Source organism: Streptomyces sp. NPDC088246 (assembly GCF_044741025.1).
Lineage (GTDB): Bacteria > Actinomycetota > Actinomycetes > Streptomycetales > Streptomycetaceae > Streptomyces.
The window spans coordinates 71,679-90,531 of record NZ_JBIURV010000015.1 but is presented as its reverse complement, the minus strand read 5'-3'; the positions used below and the strand labels follow the sequence as shown (position 1 = coordinate 90,531).

The following is an 18,853-nucleotide window of genomic DNA, read 5'->3' as shown; positions in this document are numbered from 1 at the left end:
GAGTGTTCACAGGTCCACGGAACGGGGAACAGATGACGTCCGTGCACGAGGCGGCGCCGCCCGCACCCGTACCGGAGCACGGCCCGCGAGACCCGGTCCAGCCGCCGGCGAAACCCATGTCGTGGGCGATGCTGTCGCGGGCCCTGGCCGTGCCTCTCATCCTCGGCCTGGTCTGCTTCCTGCCCGCGGTGATCGCCGCGCAGCCGGGGACGGGCGTCCGGGACACCGCGTACTGGCTGCAGCTGGTGCTGACGTGTTACGCGGGAGCCCGGCTCGCCACGATGATTCTGTCCACGCGGCGGCGTCTGCTGCAGGGCGTGTTCTGGATGTTCGTGTACATCGCGATGGGGGTGGCGCCGTTCGCCCAGGCGGTCATCGGGCAGACCCCCACCCCGTTGGTCGGGCCGCGGTCGGATCTGATGACGGCCATCGCGCTGATCCTGGTGGGGTGCGCCGCGTTCGATCTCGGGGCGCTGCTGGCGTCCCGGCGTCCGCTGCGCCACCGGGCCACCGCACGCTCGGGAAGCGGTCCGGCCACCGCGCACCGGATGCGGCTCAGGCTGTTGGTGGTGCTGGCCTTCGCGGCGAGCGGCTACTACGTCCTGAAGCTCGGCGGGCCCGCGATCTTCTTCACCAGCCGCCAGGAGATCAGCGCCTCGGTCGCGGTCAGCGGGGTTGCGTCGAGCCAGTCCAACGTGGGATCGGCCTTCCTCAAGGGCTTCGGTACGGTACCCGCGCTACTGGGGCTGCTCTTCTGCACCCGCCGCCTGGTGACCTCGCGCAGGGCCCGGCGTTCCCCCTCGACGGTTCTGGTCTGGTGCGGGCTGCTGATCCTCAACATCGTCGTCAACAACCCGATATCCAACGCCCGTTACTGGTTCCTGACCGTACTGGTCTCGCTCCTGTTCACCGCGTTCCCGAGCAGCGCGGCGATGTACCGGTCGGTGCTGGCCATGGGGGTGGTCGGGGCGCTGGTGCTGTTCCCGTACGCGGACCGGTTCCGCTACGACAGCGCCGGGTACCGGCCGGTGGATTCGTCGTCGGTCTTCGAGCCGCTGGCCACCAAGGACTACGACCAGACGGTGATGTTCGCCAACACCATTACCTGGGTCGACGCCCGCGGCCACACCTATGGGCGGCAGCTGGCGGGCTCCGCCCTCTTCTTCGTGCCCCGGTCGGTGTGGAGCGGCAAGCCGGAGGACACGGGGGTCCGCGTCGGCCAGTGGATGGGAATGAACATGACCAATCTGTCGGCGCCGCTGTGGACCGAGCTCTGGGTCGACTTCGGTGCTCCGGGCATGGTCGGCACTCTCGCACTGATCGGGTACGTCGCCGCACGCACCGACCGGCGTTACGCGCGGGCGGTGTCCCGGGACGGCCCGGGCCCCGGCAGTGTTCTGGCCGTCGCCGCGCCGCTGATCGCCGGGTACACCTTCATTCTGTTGCGCGGACCGCTGTTGCAGTCCGTCGGGAAACTGGCGATCGCGGCGCTCTGTCTGCTGCTGATCACAAGCTTCAGGAGCCGGAGCGGACAGCGCTCGCACTGACGGGCGCCTGTTCCACCGTGGTGCGGCGTCCGAGCCGGGCCACCCGGGTCCAGGTGGCCACCGCCTTGCAGATGGATCCCAGGCACAGGCCCCAGGCCGCGCCCGGCACCCCGCCGAGCACATAGCCGCCGGTGAGGAAGGCGACGGCGGCGAGCGAGAAGACCACCTGGATGGAGAGGGTGGTACGGGGGTCGAGCATCCGGAGCGCCAGCAGCCCGCAGGTGCCGACGGCCATCGCCGCGTACTGGCTGCCCGTCGCCGGGAGCAGGGCGGCGGCCAGGGGCCAGGTGTCGCCGAGCAGATGGCGGCCGATTCCGTCGGGCAGCAGGGCGAGTGCGGTGGCCCAGGCGGCGGCTGTGGCGGCCAGGACCGCGGCGAGCGCCGCTGTGGCACGCACCCTGCGCCGTTCGGAGGCGAGCCGTCCGAGCAGTGGCGGGCCGAAGCCGGTGGCCGAGGTGAACAGCACGTTCAGCGGCCCGAAGAGAGTGGTGGCGCCGCGCAGGGCGCCCACCACGAGCGGGTTGCCGACCATGCCGAGTACGAGCACGGAGAGCTGGCTGGTGGCGTTTCCCACCCCGAACTCCACCACGAAACGCCGTCCCAGATGTCCTCTCCGCAGCAGGACCTTGAGCCGCAGCGTCGTACCGGCCACTCTGCGGCGCAGCAGGGCGGCCGACAGCAGAAGGGCGGGCAGCGCGGAAAGCCCCCAGACGCTGACGAGCCGGGCCGCCGGGGCACCGTACGGCTGCACGGCCAGCGCGCCCAGCACACAGACCAGTCTGAGCACATCGCTCGCCAGCGCCAGGTGCGGCAGGTGCAGGGTGGAGAAGGCGTAACGCATGGTGTCCTGCCCCAGGACCACCGGCAGGACGATTCCCAGCATCATCAGGGCACGCGCGGTGGCCCCCGGCAGCGTCAGGCAGACGGTGGCGAGCAGGCCGCCGAGCGCGGCCGCGGCAAGCAGGGTGAAAGCGACCGCCGACCGGCACGCCCCTCGCACCTCGTCGCTCTCGCCGCGCCGCAGCACGAGCGGCTGCCCGGTGTAGGCGCCGGATACCCCCAGCAGCACGGTGAAGACGAGGTAGACCGCCGAGAAGCGGGCGAAGTCGGCCACCGTGGAGAGCCGGGCGGCGGCCACCAGCACCAGGATGTTGGTGAGCGCCGCCACGCCCTGGTCCGCGACCGAGCAGACGATCGCGGTCCGTGCCTTCATCTGTGTCCCGCGGTGGAGTCGAAGGTGCGCAGGCCGAGCGTCTCGGCCGGGTCGCCGGTGTACCCCCGGCCGCCGTCGTCCCGGCCCGTCGCGGAGCCGGACCGGCCTCCGCCCGTGCGGCGCCGGCCGGCCTTCTTGCGGGCCCGGCGCTCGTAGCGGCTCCGGCCGGAGTGCAGCAGGGCGCCGAGCACGGAGCCTCCGGCCGCCCCGATGATCTCGCGGATCCGCTCCAGGTCGCTGCGGTGCACCTCGCGCGGGTCGCAGACCACCACGACGCCCTCCACCCGGTCGATCAGTGCGACGGCGTCGGCGTACGAGAGCACGGGCGGGGCCAGCACGATGACGACGGCGCCCGGCCGGTCGCCCTCGGCGACGATCCGTCCGACGGGCGCGGAGGTCAGGGCGCGCGGGACGTTGTCCGTGCGCCGGCCCGCTATCAGGGTGAAGGCACCCGACCCGGGTACGTCCACATTCATCCGGCTGTCCGACGGCCAGGCCCGTTCGCCCTCCGATGCCCAGCGCGGCCCGGCGCCCTGCACGGCCGGGCCGAGGTCCCTGGCCAGCGAGGGGGTGCGCAGATCGGCCTCGACCAGGAGTACATCACGTCCCATCTCGGCGAAGGCCGCGGCCAGGTTGACCGCGGCGGCGGCCGCCGCGTCGTTGTCCCCGCGCGGGGCCGTGACCAGGAGTCTGCGGCGCTGGGCGAACGACGGGTCGTAGGCGAGCCGGAAGGCGACCGCCCGGTACTCCTCGGCGAGCCGGCTCCCGCTCCGCCCGATGGCGAGCAGCGCGCCCGCGGATGCTCGTTCCCTGGGCAGGGTGCCGAGCAGCGGGGCGCCGAGCGAACGGACCAGCTCCCGGGTGGAGCGCACGGCAGGGTCGAAGACCAGGCGTACCCACGAAAGGAGCAGGCCGAGCGCGAGCCCGACGACGCCGCCGAGTCCGAGCAGCAGGGGCAGCCCCGCGCCGGTGGGGTCCGTGGGCGCGACGGGCTTCTTCGTCAGATAGCCGGGAGTGGTGTCCAGGGCGCGCAACTCCGAGATTTTACGGCTCAGTTCGGAGATCGAGACCACGAGGTTGGCCCGTGCGCTGGTCACGTCGTTGCTTGTCCCGGCCTGCTCCGCCAGCTGATCGCGCTGTTCGGTGAGGGGCTTCAGCTGGGCGCGGTAGCCGTCGACCATGTTGGCGATGCTGTCCTCGGTGCGCTGTCTGCGGATCTCCAGATAGGCGTCGGCGAGCGCCTCGGCCCGCGCCTTCGCCAGCGCGGGGGTGCGGCCGGTGTAGGAGAAGCGGAGCACGAGGGTGTTCGGCGGGTTCGTGACCTGGAGACCGGACAGCAGGGTCCCGACCTCCACCCGGTCGCCGCGCCTGGCCAGGGAGCCGACGGCCAGGGTGCCGACGGTGTCGCTGACGGCGGTCTGCCGCTCGGAGCCGATGTTGATGCCCTTGTCGGCGGAGGCACCCGCGGCGAAGGGGTCCGAGACGGCGGAGCGTACGACCACCTCGCCCGTCGATGTGTAGCTCTCCTCGCCGCTCAGGGCGAGCCAGCCGCCGCCGAGCAGTCCGAGGACCACACCGGCGGCGAGCAGCGCGCGGTAGCGCAGGAGCTGACGGAACTGGTCCCTCAGCAGCGCGGGCTCGTCCTGGTCCTCCAGGGCGCGGATCGGCTGGGTCATCGGCGTTCTCTCCCTTGTGCGTCCGCGAGGACCTCGGTGAGCAGGGCGTCGAAGCGGGCCAGGCCCGCCTCTCGGCTCAGGTGACGTGCGACGTACTGCGGTCCGTTGGCGCCGAGCCGGTCCGCTTCGGCCGGCGCTTCGAAGAGCTTGCGTACGGCTGACAGCAGCGCGGCAGGATCCTCCGGTGCGACGAGGATCCCGGCGCCGGACCGGTGGACCTCCTGGGCGGTGCCTCCCCCGTCGGCGACCGAGGCGACGACGGGGCGGCCCGAGACGAAGTACGAGGTGAGTTTGGACGGGACGCTCATGTCGAGCACGGATGCCCGCTGGGTCACCGCCAGCACATCGGCGGCAGCGAGAATGTCCGTGAACTCGTCCGCGCCGGCCGGCGGCAGGAAGTCGAGATTGCGCAGGCCCGTCGCACGCCCCAGCAGCGCCTCGCGTTGGTTCCCGTCCCCCATCAGCACGACACGTATCTCCGGTGCCAGCCGGGCCGCGTCGACCAGGACCTCCAGGCCCTGTTTGAGTCCCATGTTCCCGGAGTGCAGGACCACGGGAGTGCCCTCGCTCCAGCCGAGTCGCGCCCGGGTCCCCGCACGGTCTGCCGAAGGTGCCTGCACATGCGACCAGTTGGGCACGATACGGATACGCCCCGGGTCCACGCCGTACTCGGTGACGCGCGGGACGAAACTCTCGTGGATGACTCCGACGAGGTCGGCGCCGCGCAGTGCGTATCGTTCGGCCGCCGAGGCGACGGCTGCCGCCCGGCCCCCGCCCCGGATACCGCTCTGCGCGGCGGCGGCACCCATCAGATCCTGCACGACCGGTATGTGCGGCGCTCGATGGCGGCCCGCCAGCCGGGCCCCGATGACACCGCCCGCAAGGCTCGGCATCTGGGAGATCACCGCGTCCGGCGGACGCGAAACGGGCGGCGACAGCAGACCGTGTCCGAGCACCGTGGCCTCGAACGCCGCTCTGCGCAGGGCGGTCTGGCGCGGCGGCACATAGTGCCTTCGACGGTGGACGGTGACCCCGGCCCGCTTCTCGGTGACCCGCCACACGCCCCGGTACTCCGCTTCGGTACGCCAGGACGGGTAGTGCGGCATGCCGGTCAGTACATGGGTCTCGGCCCCGGACGCGGCCCAGTGCTCGGCGAGCTGCGCGGCGTACGGGCCGATGCCCGTCAGCTCCGGTGCGTAGTTGGTCGAGACGACCAGGAGAGTGCGGTCTTCGAACGGCTTGTGACGATCGGCATCGGACATGGACGCTCGCCTTCCCCCCGGAACATTCTGTGTTCCCCCCAAGGAACAGCCCCAAAAGTGAGCTTATCCGTTCACGAGATGCGCAAGTGGTCTTCACAGTAAGGTCGTTGCACCATCAACACCGATACCGATATCCCGCAGCACCGGATGCCATGTCCGGACAACGGCTGCTGGACACGGACATCACGTTCACCGTGGGGGGAGAGAACGGATGGTGCACAGGGTCGGCTACGCGCCGGGGGTCTACGACCTGTTCCACATAGGCCACCTCAACATCCTGCGGCATGCCCGCAGCCAGTGCGACTACCTCGTCGCGGGCGTCGTCTCGGACGAGATGGCCGCGCTCGCCAAGGGCCACAAACCGGTGATTCCGCTGCCGGAACGGCTGGAGATCGTACGCAGCGTCCGCTACGTGGACGCTGCGTTCGTCGAGACCGTGCCCGACAAGGTCGAGACCTGGCAGCAGGTCAGGTTCGACGTCATCTTCAAGGGGGACGACTGGCGGGACACCGAGAAGGGCAAGCGGCTGGAGCGCGACTTCGCCGAGGTGGGCGTCGAGGTGGTCTACTTCCCGTACACCGTGCACACGTCCAGCACCCAGCTGCGCCGGGCGCTGGACACGCTCGTCAGTCCGCAGTCCGGAGCGCTGTCAGCTCCCTGAACCACTTGGCGAGGAACGCCACCAGGAACAGTGCGTGCACGACGGCGAGCACCGCATAGCCGATGCGGAACGCGGTCCGGTCGCCGAGCAGCAGGAACACCAGGCAGAACACCCCGTAGTCGGCGGGCAGCAGTGCCACGGCCCGCACCCGGGACACCGGGACCGCGGCACCGCTGCCTGCCGTGGGCAAGGCGGCCGCCCTGCCCAGCTGTTCACGCAGCAGCCCGGCGCAGAAGGTCAGAACGGCGGTGAACAGGAAGCCCAGCGGCAGGAGCAGCCAGACCTCGGCCGGCAGAACGAAAAACCGCTGGAACGAGATCAGCACGGCGGTGTGTACGAGGATCATCTTGGCGCAGTCCACGACATGGTCCAGCCACTCCCCGTCCGGACCTCCCCTGCCGGTCAGCCTGGCCAGCTGTCCGTCGGCCGAATCGAAGGCGAAGCCGATGACGAGCCCCGCGTACACCGCGACCGCGAGCCCCCAGGACGGCCGGACGAGAGCCACCGAGGCGATGGCGGTGAAGGTGAATGCCGCGCTGATCAGCGTGACTTGATTCGGTGTCAGTCCGATGCGGTATGCACCTGCCGCGAACACCCGTCCGGCCGGGCGGTTCACGTACCGCGAGTACAACGACACCCCCTTGGCCGTCTTCTGCGCACCGCGCAACTCGCGCAGAACCGTGCCCGTGCTTCCCATACGCCCCCCAGCGTGTCGCCGTTGCCGGCGGCATCGGCAGAGCACTGCGGACGCTGCCGTCGGAGCCGCATCATGGCACGCGGGCCCCGTTTCGCGTGGCCACTCGCCCGCTCCGGCCGGCGATCCGCCTCCGTCGGGCCCGCACCGGGTGCGCAGGCCCGACGGACCGCGCCTCAGGCGGGCACGGCGCGGCACTCCGGGTGGCCCCAGCCGTTCGGGTTCTTGGCGATCATCTCCTGTGCCGCGTAAGGCTTTCCGCAGTGGCAGCGGCCCGCGAACCTGGCCCGGATGGTTCCACCGGAGCGTGCGGAGCGTGCCGAGCCCCCTGCCTTCTTCGCCGGAGCACTCTTGCCCCGCCCCTCGGTCGCCCTGGCCGGAGCGGGCGTCGGCAGCTGCGAGCCGTGCGCGGTACCAGCCGGCCGCTGCGCCACAGCGGCCTCGCTGGCCGCCTGGTCGGCGAGGGCGTTGAGCGGATCTCCGTCCACCTGGTGGGCGGGCACATAGACGAATTCCACGGTCCGGCCGGTCAGCAGGGCGTCGATGCGGGACACCAGGTCACGGTTGGCCACCGGCTTTCCGGCCGAGGTCTTCCAGCCATTGCGCTTCCATCCCGGCAGCCACTTCGTCACCGCGTTCATCGCGTACTGCGAATCCATCCGTACCTCGATCGCCACGGACGGATTGGTGGAATCCAACAGCTCCTGCAGCGCCGTGAGTTCGGCGACATTGTTGGTGGCGGTCCCCAGCGGTCCCGCTTCCCAGCGCTCCGGTCGGCCCTGCGCATCGGCCACGACCCACGCCCAGGCCGCAGGCCCCGGATTGCCCTTCGATGCCCCGTCACACGCGGCGATGATGCTCTCGTTCATGCCCTCGATCATGCCAGCGCTGCACCGCCTCCACGGCACACCGTAACGCTGAGTGACGATTCGAGGTGCGGTGAACCGGCGACGCTGGTTCTCTGATGGAGCAAGCTCTTCCCAACCGCACAAGGAGCGATGATGAGCGTTGCACGTGAATCCGGTGACCGTGCGCAGGAGCTGCGCGAGAAGGCCCGGCACATGACCGAGGCCGCTGAGCGCACCACCGACCCTGAGCAGCGCCGGCGGCTCCAGGAGAAGGCCCAGAAGCTGCAGGAGCAGAGTGACCAGCAGGGCAACATCGGCAGCGGGAAAGCCCGCCCGCCGAAGTAGTTCCTGCGCCACGCCGTACACGTGTCAGTAGTACCTGTGTCACGTAGTACCTGTGTCACGTAGTACCTGTGTCACGTAGTACCTGTGTCACGTAGTACCTGTGTCACGTAACACCTGTGTCACGCAGTACCTGCCTCAGAAAACGGCCGGCGCCTTGCTGCCCTTCCATGAGTGAGCGGCAGGACGTCGGCCGCCAGGCTTCGACACCCCGGCTTCATCGGCGACGCAGCGATCGTCGATCTGCTCTCGTTCCGAACCGCCTCAGTACGGATGTCTGTTCGCCTTGTTCGTCCACGCCTCGCAGGACGTGGCCCCCAGCTCCGTCAAACGCCGCAGCAGTCGATCACGGCGAATCCTTCCCACCGGAGAAGTTCACGGGCCTCGGACGATGTCAGGAACGCATGGTCGTTCCTCCGTACACGCCGGCCGGATCGATCGCCCGCGGCTGAGCAACGCCCGGGCCGGGACGCACCGCCCACTCATGGAGGCTTGTTGACGTTCCTCCGGCGCAGGGCCTAGGTTTCGGTAAGCGCTTTCCAGCCCAGGAGACTTGGGACATGAGCAGTCCACTGCGCATCACGCACGCCCACGGGGACCGGATCACGGTCACGGAGGAGCGGGGCGGTATCGATCTGATCAGCTATGTCTACCGTCCGGAGGCGGCCTGGGAGGCCCCGAAGCCGTACGTCCACCCCATGCGCACACTGGCCGATAACGTTGTCACGGACTATCGGCCCACTGATCACCGCTGGCACAAGGGCCTTCAGATGACGGCCTCCCATCTGTCCGGGCAGAACCTGTGGGGAGGCAACACCTACGTTCACGGCCAGGACTACCGGCCGCTGCCCGAACGGGTCGGATCGATGGCGCACATCGGGTTCGACGAGGTGGCGGCGGACGCCGGGCGCGCGGTCATCGCGGAGCGGCTGAGCTGGCGCCACCATGACGGCACGCACTGGGCGGACGAGCAGCGGATTATCGACCTGCATGACGTGGAGCACGCCGAATCCGGCGCCGGTACGGCGGGCACCGGAGGCAGTTGGACGCTGACCTGGTCGAGCGCGATCACCAATCGGCGTACCGAGCCGCTGCGCTTCGGCAGCCCCACGACGCACGGCCGGGAGGCTGCGGGCTACACCGGTCTCTTCTGGCGCGGGCCGCGCGCCTTCCGGGGCGGGCGGATCCTCGGGCCGGACGGCGCGGGGCCGGAGCTGATGGGGACGCAGGCGCCGTGGCTGGCCTACAGCGGTGAGCACGACGGCTCCGACGGCCACGCCACACTGATTTTCCAGCACGCCCCGGAGAACGATCACACGGGAGAGGGCGGGACCCACCCGGCACACTGGTTCGTCCGCAACAAGCCCTTCGCGGCCGTCGCACCCTCCTTCGCGTTCTACGACGAACTGGAGCTGGCCCCGGGCGACACCCTGTCCCGCCGCTACCGGGTCACCGTCGCGGACGGTGCATGGGACCGGGAGCGGATCGCCGAGTACCTCGCGGAGCACCCGTGGTGAACGAGGGCGCGGACGGGGTCAGCCTGTACGTGGAGCTGTCCCTCGACGATTCGCGCTCGACGGACGAGAGCGCTCGGGTCGTCGACCTGTGCGGCGGCAACTGGCTCCGGCTCGACACCGGCGCCCCACTGGGCAATTCCGTGCGGTGGTCCAGAGGATTCTGAGGACGAGGCCCCGATGCCGCCGACCGCGCCGGGCCGATGGAGCACGGGCTGACCGAGGGGCGGCAGGACGGTCCCGGTGCCGGGTTCCTCTTGCGTACGCAATGGGAAAACGCTTTCAGGGCAGCTATCGTAGCCCTATGCAGAGCCAGGTCAATCGACGTTCCGCCCGTTCCCGCCCGCCGTCCGCCGTGACGCTCCAGCAGGTCGCGCACGACGCCGGGGTCTCTCTCGCCACGGCTTCGCGCGTCCTCAGCGACAGCGACCGCAATGTCACCCAGGAGCTGCAGGAGCGCGTCCTGGAGGCGGCCGCCCGGCTCCGCTATGTGTCCAACGCGCCGGCCCGCGCGCTCGTGCAGTCCACGACGTCCATCGTCGGTCTGATCGTGCACGATGTGAACGACGCCTACTACTCCGCCATCGCGGCCGGTGTCATGGAGGTCGCCCGCGACCACAAGCTACTCGTGATGCTGGCCGGCACCTTCCATGAGCCCGGACTCCAGGCGGAGTACGTGGCACGGCTGCGGGCTCAGCGGGCCCGCGCCGTCGTCCTGGCCGGCTCGGGCTTCACCGGCGGGAGCCCCGCGCTCACCCAGGAGCTGGAGGCGTTCGCGGCGCAGGGCGGCCGGGTGACCGCGGTCGCCCACCAGGATCTTCCGGTGGACACGATCGTGCCGGGAAACCGCGAGGGTGGCCGGGCGGTCGCCGAGCATCTCGCCCAGCTGGGGCACACGGAGATCGGCATCATCTGCGGACCGCTGGCGCTGGTCTCCGTGCAGGACCGGCTGCACGGCTTCCTGGAGCGGGCGGCCGAACTGGGCATCTCCGTTCAGGAGCGCCATCGCGTCGAGGCCGACTTCACCCGGGAGGGCGGGCGGGCCGCTGCGGTGCAGCTGTTCCGCAGGTCGCCGGGGATCACCGCACTCTTCGCACTCAATGACGCCATGGCGCTCGGGGCGCTCGCGGCGCTCCGTGACGACCTCGGGCGAAGCGTGCCCGCCGATGTCTCCGTCGTCGGCTTCGACGATCTTCCGGTGGCCTGCGACGTCACACCCGCGTTGACCACGGTGCGGCTGCCGCTCGAAGAGATCGGCCGCCGGGCGCTGCTGCTGGCCCTCGGCGACGCGACGGCTTCGCCGCGCACGCTCGCCGTGCCGTCGCGACTGGTGGTGCGTGCCAGCACGGCACCGCCACCCCGCACGACCGGCTGAGGCACGACCGGCTGAGGCCCCCGTCCGGATCACTGGATTGACGCATTGAATCAGCAACTCCCCTATTTGACGCACTAAGTTGCCGATTATTCCGCTGCAACCCTCTTGAAATAATGCGTTAACCGCCACCACACTGTGATCAACGCCGATTGACGCGTCAAATCCGAGAGGCTGGTGGCCGGATGGGTACGTCCGGACCCAAGTACCAGCGCATCAAGGACGAGTTGCGGGCCGAGGTGGCACGTGACGCGTACGAGGCCGGCGCTCCGTTCATCACTCAGAACCAGCTGCGCGAGCGCTTCGGGGTCAGTTCCACCACCGCCGTCCGGGCACTCAACGACCTTGTCGCGGAAGGGTTGTTGGTACGCCGCCGGGGCCTGGGTACCTTTGTCGCCGATCCTTCGGACCGGACCGCGGAACCTTCCTCGGCCCACAGATCCGGTGTGATCGCCTGCATCATCAGCGGCCAGGGGCCGTACCAGTCCGAAGTGCTGCGCGGGGTCGAGTCCGGCTGTTCGGAGCGCGGGCTGCGGCTGTTCTTCTCGGACTCCGCGGTCCAGATGACCGACACGGGGCACGCCGATCACCCCGCGTCCCTCGCCCGCCAGGACCAGGCGCTGCACCAGGCCGTCGAGGACCGGGTCGACGGCATCATCCTCTACCCGGTCCAGGGCGCGCCCGATCTCGACGTGCTGGACGAGATCAGACGCCTGCGCATCCCGATGGTCCTGGTCGACCGGTATTTTCCCGGCCTCGCCATCGACGCGGTCACCGCCGACAACTACGACGTCGGCTACCGGCTCACCGAGCATCTGCTGGCCGACGGCCACGAACGCATAGCGACGCTCTGGGGCGAGACGCAGTGCACCAGCGTCCACGACCGGATGACCGGGCACAAGCAGGCGCTGCGCGCCCATGACCAGCCCCTGCTCCCCCGGTTCACCGCGCTGCGCTCGTACACGGCACTGTCCGAGGACGACCGCAAGCAGTTGTTGTCCGGTCTCCTTGCGGCACCCGAGCCACCGACCGCCCTGCTGTGTGCGCATGGTTTCGCCGTCGCCACCGCCGCCTCCGATCTGGCTTCGCTCGGCATTGCCGTGCCCGACGAGATCGTGCTGGCCGGTATGGACGACGCGGGCCCCTACGATCTGCTGCCGCTCACCAGTTTCGCCGCCCGGCTGCCCGCCAGGGAGATCGGCAGCCGGGCGGTCGAGCAGCTGGTCACCCGGATCGCGGAGCGCACGGCGGGCGAGGATCCGTACCGCAGCGCCGAGCAGATCGTGCTCCCCGTCCGGATCAGGACGCGCGAGTCCGCACCGGTCCGGCTCCGTACCGTCGCCGCCCGCCGGCCCTGAGGGAGGAGACTCCTGTGTTCGCCGCCCCCGCACCCCGTACCCGCGAACTCGGGACCGATGTCCTGGTGGTCGGTGCCGGTCTCGGTGGTCTCGCCGCCGCGCTGACCGCCGCCCGGTTCGGACACCGCGTCGTGCTCACCGAGGCGACCGACTGGCCCGGTGGCCTGTTCACCGCGCAGGCGGTGCCCCTCGCCGACGGCCACCGCATCGAACTGGATCCCGTCTCCCCCGGCTATCGCGATCTGCGCGAGCGGATACGCGACTTCTACCGGCGCAACTACCCGCTGTGCCCGACGCCGTACGCCGATCCACTGCTCGACCCCGGCCTCAGTACCACCGGTCATCTCAGCCATGAGCCGCGCGCCGCACTCGCCGTCGTCCAGGAGCTCCTCACCCCGCATCTCGCCTCGGGCCTGCTCACCCTGCTGCTCGGCCACCGCCCGGTCGCGGCCCAGGCGGACGGGGACCGGGTGGCCGCGGTCACCCTGGAGGCGGCTGACGGCGAGCTGCTGACGGTCAGCGCCCCGTACGTCGTCGACGCGACGGACCTGGGAGAGCTGCTCGACCTCGCGGGCGTCGAACATGTCACCGGCGCCGAGTCCCGCGAGGAGACGGGCGAACCGCACGCGGCCGCCGTCGCCGATCCGCTCGACCAGCAGCCGGTCTCCTGGGTCTTCGCCCTGGACCACCGCCCCGGCGAGGACCACACCGTCGACCGGCCGGCCGGCTACGCCCGGTGGGCCGACGCCTTCTCCTGGGACACCGCGGAACCCGGCGGCGCCCCGGCCCGCTCCGTGCCGCTCTTCCTGCACGAGCCGGACGAGGTGCCGCCGTGGGCCGCACCGCCCAACGACCGCTGGCACCAGCTGCGGGCACTCGCCCGGAGCCGGTATCTGCCCGGCACCTTCGACAGCGACATCACCCTGGTCGACTGGGAGCAGACGGCCTACACACGCCTGCCGCTCGCCGGGCTCGGGGACGAGGTACGGGCCCGCGCCGAACGGGAGGCATGCGAGCAGGCACTGTCGTTCCTCCACTGGATGCAGACGCGGGCACCTCGGCACGACGGAGGCCACGGCTACCCCGAGCTGCGCCTGCGGCCCGACGCCACCGGCACGGCGGACGGGTTCGCCAAGACACTCCACGTACGCGAATCCCGGTGCATCCGGGCCGAGTTCACCGTGCTGGAACATCATCTGACCGCTGCGGCACGGGCCGGGGCACCGGGCGCCGAGGCCTTCACGGACAGCGTGGGCACCCTGCGATCCCGGATCACGCTGCACCCTGGAACCGGTGGCGGCGCGGGCCTCGATCTGGAGTGCCTGCCGTTCCAACTGCCGCTGGGCTGGGCGCACTGCTGCCCGTACGGGTGGAGAATCTGCTCCCCGCCGGGCGGAACATCGGCGCCACGCATCTCAGCGCACCCGCGCTCGGCGGGCACGCGGGCCAGTGGAGCATCGGCGAGGCCGTCGGCGCGCTCGTGTCGTACTGCCTGGAACACCGGCTGCCGCCGCGCGCGGTCCGCGGCGCCGAGCACCGACTCGTCTCCTTCCAGAGCCGGTTGAGCAACTCGCTCGGCCTCGCCCTCGACTGGCCGGACCGGCTCCGCACCGGACCCGTGACCAGTGCCGGGGCGCTCTACGCCACTCTCTGAAACCCAACCGCCCTTCCCTCGGGAAGGGCGCCTTACCGACCTGCTGGAAAACGCTTACCAACCCCGGCGGCTCACGCCCTCAGCCTGGACGGCCCTCTGTGACTTTGTCTCCCTACCGTGTACTGCTCGTCGGCGCGGGCAACATCGCCCGCGCCGTCCATATGCCGGCGTTCCTCGAACTTCCCTCGGACTTCGCAGTGGTCGGCGCCGTCGATGCCGATCCCACCGCGGCCCGCGCCTTCGCCGCCGACTTCTCGCTCCCCCACCACTCCACCGATCTCGCCGCCTCGCTGAGCAAGGTCCGTCCCGATCTCGTCGTCGTCGCCTCGCCGCCCGTCGCCCACCGGGATCAGGTCGTCGCCGCCCTGGGGGCCGGGGCGTGGGTGTGGTGCGAGAAGCCGCCCGCCCTCAGTCTCGCGGAGTACGACGCCATGACCGCCGCCGAGGGCGAGCGGGGCCCGTACGCCCCGATCGTCTTCCAGCACCGGTTCGGATCGGGCGCCGAGCACGCCAAGGCCCTCATCGCCTCCGGCGAGCTGGGTGCGCCGCTGGTCGCCCACTGCCAGGCCACCTGGTACCGCGACGACGCCTACTACGCGGTCCCCTGGCGCGGAAAGTGGGCGACCGAGGGCGCGGGCCCCGCCATGGGGCTCGGCATCCACCAGATCGATCTGCTGCTGGAACTGCTCGGGGACTGGGCGGAGATCCGGGCCATGGCGGGGCGGCTGGCCCGCGACCTCGAGACCGACGATGTCACCACCGCCACCGTGCGTTTCACCTCGGGCGCACTCGCCACCGTGGTCAACAGCGCCCTTTCGCCGCGTCAGCTGAGTCATCTGCGGATCGATCTGCGGGACGCCACGATCGAGCTGAACCATCTTTACGGGTACGCAAACGGTGACTGGAGCTACACCCCCGCACCAGGTGTCGAGCCCGGCCGGGCGGCCGCCTGGACCTCCCCCGCCGAGGACGTCCCCAGCTCGCACAGCGCCCAACTCCGCTCACTCCTGGCCGACATGCGGGCGGGCCGACGGCCCAGGGCGAGCGCCGGGGACGGCCGCCGTTCCCTGGAGCTGATCACCGCGATGTACAAGGCGGCGCTCACCGGTCGCCCCGTCCTGGCCGGCGAGATCGTCCCGGGCGATCCCTTCTACACGGCACTGCACGGCTCCGTGCCCGGCTGGGCGCCCAAGGAGTCCGGGCGATGACCGGCCGCGGGGAAGATCACGTCGACCGCGCCCTGCTGCTCACCTTCGACGACCGGCATGTGCGCGAGTGGGCCGCCGCCGCACCGCTGTTCACGTCGTTCGGCGCCCGTGTCACCTTCTTCGTCTGTGAGCCCGACCGGCTCGACCGCGACGACGTGCGGCTGCTGCGCCGGCTCGCGGACGACGGCCACACCGTCGGCTGCCACGGTCTGCGGCACGAGCGGGCGCCCGAGTTCATCGCCGCGCACGGCGCGGCCGCCTATCTCGACCGGGAGGTGGTGCCCGCCCTGGAGACGCTGCGCCACCTCGGCTTTCCGGCCCGGGCCTTCGCCTACCCGTGCAGCGCGCGCGACGAGAGCACCGACCGGCTGCTTCTCGCGCTCTTCGAGCGGCTGCGCGGCGGTCTGTCCGGCGACCGCCGCGCCGATCCGTCCCTCGCGGCCGAGCTGCGTGTCCCGGCCGGCGGCATCGCCGCCCGGCGGGTCCTGCCGGGGTGCTCGGTGGACTCCGGGCGCGGGGGCGTCGCGTACGGAGACGATCTGACCGGCGTCGAGACGGCACTGCGCCGGACCGCCGATGACGGGGGCTTGACCACGCTCTACGCCCACTGCATCGCCGACGCCCATGAGGCCAACCATGTGACACCGGCCCGGCTGGAGAAGCTCCTGGCCCTGGCCGACGGGATGTCACTGCCCTGCGTGGGCTTCGACGAGCTCCCGTGAACCACCACCGCGCCGCACACATTTCATTCAGAGGGGCCCTTCACTCATGCATGACGACCGCACGCTGACCGAGGAACGGCTCGACCGCGCCCTGCGCGAGCGCATCCGCCCCGCCGTCCATCCCCGTACGGCACCCCTCGAATTCGAGGCCTGGCACGCCCCCGGCGAACCGGTGCCCTTCGCCGAGGCGGTGGCCGCCCCCTACAAGCCCGGTGCCATCGGCGACGACTGGGGGCCTGCCTGGGGCACCAGCTGGTTCCGGGTGACCGGCCGCGTCCCGGCCGACTGGGCGGGTGAGACCGTCGAAGCGGGACGCGCGGGGTCTGGTGGTCTCGGTCGTCGATCTGGTGGCCGGGCGCGAGACGATCGCCCCGGGCTGCGCGGCGAATCTGCTCCAGGTCCATCCGGATCTGCCGAACCGCTGGGACGCCTGGGACGTCGATGCCTTCTACCGCAATTCGGTGACCGATCTGACCGGGGCGGACGTGGTGCGCCGCAGCGGTGACGGCGTCGAGGTGGTGCGTACCTTCGGTTCGTCCCGTGTCACCCAGCTGCTGACGCTGAGCTCTTCGCCGAGAGCCCTTCCCCGGAGACGGGAACCACCTGGCTGGATGCGGTCACCACACTGGGCAGCGTGAACCACCAGGACACCTGGCTGCAGCGGCGTCCGCTGTTCGGCCACTGGGTGCGTCCCGACGGCTCCCCCGGGCATCTGCACGTCCATCTGATGAAGGACGACGGGGCGGAGGACTTCGACTTCGCGTCCGGTGTGCTCTCCACCGTGCAGAGCGGCCCGCATGTGGCCTGGCTGACGGGATTCGCCTGCCCGGCGGGCGACCGGCACCACCACCTCGACATGATCGAGCCGGGTGACCGGTTCCGGGCGCGGTCGCTGCGTCTGGTGGTGGACGTGATCGGTGCGCCGCCCGTAGCGGAGACGTCCGTGGCCGGCGGCGATGTCGACCTCGACCTGGGGACGGCGCGGCTGGGCTTCAGCCTGGCCGGGGGCAGTTTCGGCGGCCGTACGCCGACGGCCCGGCTGGTCCCGCTCGCTGACGGGGTGCGGATCGAAGTCGTCCTTTTCGAGAGCGCGACCCCGGTCGAGCTGGACTGGGCGGCGTTGGGCGACACGTTCGCGGCGGGGACCCTTTCCCTTGTGCCGTCCGGTACGGAGCAGGGCGGGGAGCCGGTGCCTGATCCCGAGGTGGATGTGGTCGGCGACTGCGCCGAGATGTGCTGGACAACCCCTCAGGGACGCCGGCTGACGGTGCGCGGCAGCCGGTCGGTCGTCTCCCGCGAGGAGCACGCCGCGCTGCACTCCGCGACGGTGGACGGCGCGGCACCGCCGTCGCCCCGCCTGTCGGAGTCCCGGCTGGTGCCGTAGACACCCAGGAGCTCCTCTTCGGCCCGGGGGCCGGAGCGGAGCTCCCTCGGCAGGAGCCGGCACGGCCAGGCGGTCGCCGACCTGATCAAGCGTTGATTCCTGCGCAGTTCGGCGTCGGCGGCTCAGTGGAGGGGGGCGCCGACGTGGGCGAGATAGCCGAGTCCGGTGGACACGTCACCGTCGGTGGCGCCGTGCCGTGACGGGCGCAGCCGATCCCGGGGTCCGGCCTGCTCCCGGGTGCTCGCTGATCCGTGCATTCGTATCAGGGGGCCGCGTTGGGACCGCCATGGGTGACGCGGCGCTTGCGGGCCGCCGTCACCAGGCCCGCGCCTGTCAGGACGGTCACGCCCGCGAGTCCGCTGATCCAGGCCAGGACCACAGTGCTGGTGCCCGTCGGGGCCATGAGCGACTTCGCGGGGGTTCGGTCTCCGGCGGCCTGCCGGATGAGATCGGCGACGACATCGGGGTGCGACATCATCGCGACATGCGAGGAATCGACCTCGACGGTGTGCGAATTGGCGCGCTTGGCCTCGAAGCGTTCGAGATCCGGGGCGATGGCCTTGTCCCGGGTGGCCACCAGCGCCCAGGACGGAATGGTCTTCCAGGCCGCCGCAGCCGCCGTGTCCATGAACGCGGCTCCGTTGATGGGGCGTTGAGTGGCGGCCATCACGGCCGTGGTGCCCGACGGCACGTCCGCCGCGAAGACGTCGTGGAACCTGTCGGGCTGAATGTACAGATCAGTCCCCTCCTTTCCGTCGGCCTCCGGGAACGGCACCGGCTTCAGAGCCGCATTCAGCTCGCTTCCCGCGAACTTCGCCGACAGGTCCGACAGCTTCTCCCCCTTGTCCGGCATGAGCGCGGACACGAACACCAGCGACTTCACCTGCGGGTTCCCCGCGGCGGCGCTGCTGATCACCGCACCGCCGTAGGAATGCCCGGCCAGCACGATCGGGCCCTTGATGCTCTTCAGCACGCCGGCTATGTACGCGGAGTCACCGGCGAGCCCGCGCAGCGGATTGGCCGGGGCCATGACCTTGTACCCGTCACGCTGCAGGCGTTCCACCACACCGTTCCAGCCCGAGGCATCGGCGAACGCGCCGTGTACCACCACCACCGTGGGCTTGACGCCGGGCGGATCGGCACCGCCATCGGCTGCGGCAGGTCCGGCGGCCGCGGCAAGGGCGGCTGCGGTGAGCGCCACGGCGACGGTCTGCGCGCGCCGCCCGCGTATCCACATCCATGGGGCGAGGAGGGTTGAGACGGTCATGCTGTTCTCTCTTCGTCGAGGAGCAGTTGGTGGGCTCAGCGTTGCCAGGCCCGGCCCGGACGGCGCGACGCGCGAAGCAAAGGAGTGAAAACGCGCGACCGTCCGAGTGAACGAGATGCAACACGGAGTGA

17 protein-coding genes and 4 pseudogenes are annotated in these 18,853 nt (G+C 70.8%); 14 read left to right on the top strand and 7 right to left on the bottom strand.

All coding sequences use genetic code 11. The features are described 5' to 3' along the window. Positions 1-32 precede the first annotated feature (32 nt). Positions 33-1,547, top strand: a complete 1,515-nt coding sequence (locus tag ACIPEK_RS21670; RefSeq protein ID WP_401998411.1) for a hypothetical protein — start codon at positions 33-35, stop codon at positions 1,545-1,547. On the opposite strand, the gene ACIPEK_RS21665 is transcribed toward ACIPEK_RS21670, so the two are convergent. Genes ACIPEK_RS21665 through ACIPEK_RS21655 form a run of 3 tightly spaced genes read right to left on the bottom strand, consistent with a single transcriptional unit; the run spans position 1,516 to position 5,698 of the window. After that, a complete protein-coding gene (locus tag ACIPEK_RS21665; RefSeq protein WP_401998408.1) occupies positions 1,516-2,760 on the bottom strand; it encodes a hypothetical protein in 1,245 nt (414 codons plus the stop codon). The two genes, ACIPEK_RS21670 and ACIPEK_RS21665, sit on opposite strands and share 32 nt — an antisense overlap. Continuing rightward, complete coding sequence (locus ACIPEK_RS21660) at positions 2,757-4,436, bottom strand: lipopolysaccharide biosynthesis protein (RefSeq protein ID WP_401998405.1); 1,680 nt, start codon at positions 4,434-4,436, stop codon at positions 2,757-2,759. Before ACIPEK_RS21660 ends, ACIPEK_RS21665 begins: the two co-directional genes overlap by 4 nt. After that, positions 4,433-5,698, bottom strand: coding sequence for a glycosyltransferase (locus ACIPEK_RS21655; RefSeq protein WP_401998402.1), 1,266 nt, complete (start codon positions 5,696-5,698; stop codon positions 4,433-4,435). The genes ACIPEK_RS21660 and ACIPEK_RS21655 overlap by 4 nt, the downstream gene beginning before the upstream one ends. A gap of 211 nt (positions 5,699-5,909) precedes the next feature. Here ACIPEK_RS21655 and ACIPEK_RS21650 point away from each other — a divergent pair, with 211 nt between their 5' ends. Further along, the gene (locus ACIPEK_RS21650) at positions 5,910-6,359 is read left to right on the top strand and encodes an adenylyltransferase/cytidyltransferase family protein (protein ID WP_114242908.1); all 450 of its coding nucleotides are present in this window, start codon (positions 5,910-5,912) and stop codon (positions 6,357-6,359) included. Here ACIPEK_RS21650 and ACIPEK_RS21645 read toward each other — a convergent pair. Further along, positions 6,325-7,056, bottom strand: coding sequence for a CDP-alcohol phosphatidyltransferase family protein (locus ACIPEK_RS21645; protein ID WP_401998397.1), 732 nt, complete (start codon positions 7,054-7,056; stop codon positions 6,325-6,327). The two genes, ACIPEK_RS21650 and ACIPEK_RS21645, sit on opposite strands and share 35 nt — an antisense overlap. A gap of 173 nt (positions 7,057-7,229) precedes the next feature. Next, positions 7,230-7,922, bottom strand: a complete 693-nt coding sequence (locus ACIPEK_RS21640; RefSeq protein ID WP_401998394.1) for a ribonuclease H — start codon at positions 7,920-7,922, stop codon at positions 7,230-7,232. 132 nt (positions 7,923-8,054) lie between these two features. Between ACIPEK_RS21640 and ACIPEK_RS21635 the strand changes: the two genes are divergently transcribed. The 12 genes and pseudogenes from ACIPEK_RS21635 (at position 8,055) to ACIPEK_RS21580 (ending at position 17,455) form a co-directional block, all read left to right on the top strand. Then, a complete protein-coding gene (locus tag ACIPEK_RS21635; RefSeq protein WP_383078180.1) occupies positions 8,055-8,246 on the top strand; it encodes a DUF6381 family protein in 192 nt (63 codons plus the stop codon). A gap of 557 nt (positions 8,247-8,803) precedes the next feature. After that, positions 8,804-9,760 (top strand): PmoA family protein, encoded by a 957-nt coding sequence (locus ACIPEK_RS21630; protein WP_401998390.1) that lies wholly within the window; start codon positions 8,804-8,806, stop codon positions 9,758-9,760. Next, entirely contained in the window at positions 9,754-9,924 is a 171-nt protein-coding gene (locus ACIPEK_RS21625) for a hypothetical protein (RefSeq protein ID WP_401998387.1), read from the top strand. Before ACIPEK_RS21630 ends, ACIPEK_RS21625 begins: the two co-directional genes overlap by 7 nt. A 137-nt stretch (positions 9,925-10,061) precedes the next feature. Beyond that, on the top strand, positions 10,062-11,132 hold the full coding sequence (locus tag ACIPEK_RS21620; RefSeq protein ID WP_401998384.1) for a LacI family DNA-binding transcriptional regulator: 1,071 nt from the start codon (positions 10,062-10,064) through the stop codon (positions 11,130-11,132). 182 nt (positions 11,133-11,314) lie between these two features. Beyond that, positions 11,315-12,487: a LacI family DNA-binding transcriptional regulator gene (locus ACIPEK_RS21615; RefSeq protein WP_401998381.1), complete on the top strand. Its 1,173-nt coding sequence runs from the start codon at positions 11,315-11,317 to the stop codon at positions 12,485-12,487. A gap of 14 nt (positions 12,488-12,501) precedes the next feature. Beyond that, a pseudogene (locus ACIPEK_RS21610) lies at positions 12,502-13,773 on the top strand (FAD-dependent oxidoreductase); the annotation flags it as partial. Positions 13,774-13,805: 32 nt separating this feature from the next. Next, positions 13,806-13,961, top strand: a pseudogene (locus ACIPEK_RS21605) (FAD-dependent oxidoreductase); the annotation flags it as partial. Positions 13,962-14,239: 278 nt separating this feature from the next. After that, positions 14,240-15,349, top strand: a complete 1,110-nt coding sequence (locus tag ACIPEK_RS21600) for a Gfo/Idh/MocA family protein (RefSeq protein ID WP_401998378.1) — start codon at positions 14,240-14,242, stop codon at positions 15,347-15,349. Next, positions 15,346-16,071, top strand: a complete 726-nt coding sequence (locus ACIPEK_RS21595; RefSeq protein WP_401998375.1) for a polysaccharide deacetylase family protein — start codon at positions 15,346-15,348, stop codon at positions 16,069-16,071. The genes ACIPEK_RS21600 and ACIPEK_RS21595 overlap by 4 nt, the downstream gene beginning before the upstream one ends. A 172-nt stretch (positions 16,072-16,243) precedes the next feature. Next, a pseudogene (locus ACIPEK_RS21590) lies at positions 16,244-16,321 on the top strand (hypothetical protein); the annotation flags it as partial. A 61-nt stretch (positions 16,322-16,382) separates the two neighbouring features. Then, positions 16,383-16,655: pseudogene (locus tag ACIPEK_RS21585) on the top strand (glycoside hydrolase family 38 C-terminal domain-containing protein); the annotation flags it as partial. A gap of 50 nt (positions 16,656-16,705) precedes the next feature. Further along, positions 16,706-17,455: a hypothetical protein gene (locus ACIPEK_RS21580; protein WP_401998372.1), complete on the top strand. Its 750-nt coding sequence runs from the start codon at positions 16,706-16,708 to the stop codon at positions 17,453-17,455. A 122-nt stretch (positions 17,456-17,577) separates the two neighbouring features. On the opposite strand, the gene ACIPEK_RS21575 is transcribed toward ACIPEK_RS21580, so the two are convergent. Both ACIPEK_RS21575 and ACIPEK_RS21570 read right to left on the bottom strand, forming a co-directional pair. Further along, on the bottom strand, positions 17,578-17,712 hold the full coding sequence (locus ACIPEK_RS21575; protein ID WP_401998370.1) for a hypothetical protein: 135 nt from the start codon (positions 17,710-17,712) through the stop codon (positions 17,578-17,580). Positions 17,713-17,717: 5 nt separating this feature from the next. After that, complete coding sequence (locus ACIPEK_RS21570; protein WP_401998367.1) at positions 17,718-18,722, bottom strand: alpha/beta fold hydrolase; 1,005 nt, start codon at positions 18,720-18,722, stop codon at positions 17,718-17,720. Positions 18,723-18,853: the final 131 nt, after the last annotated feature.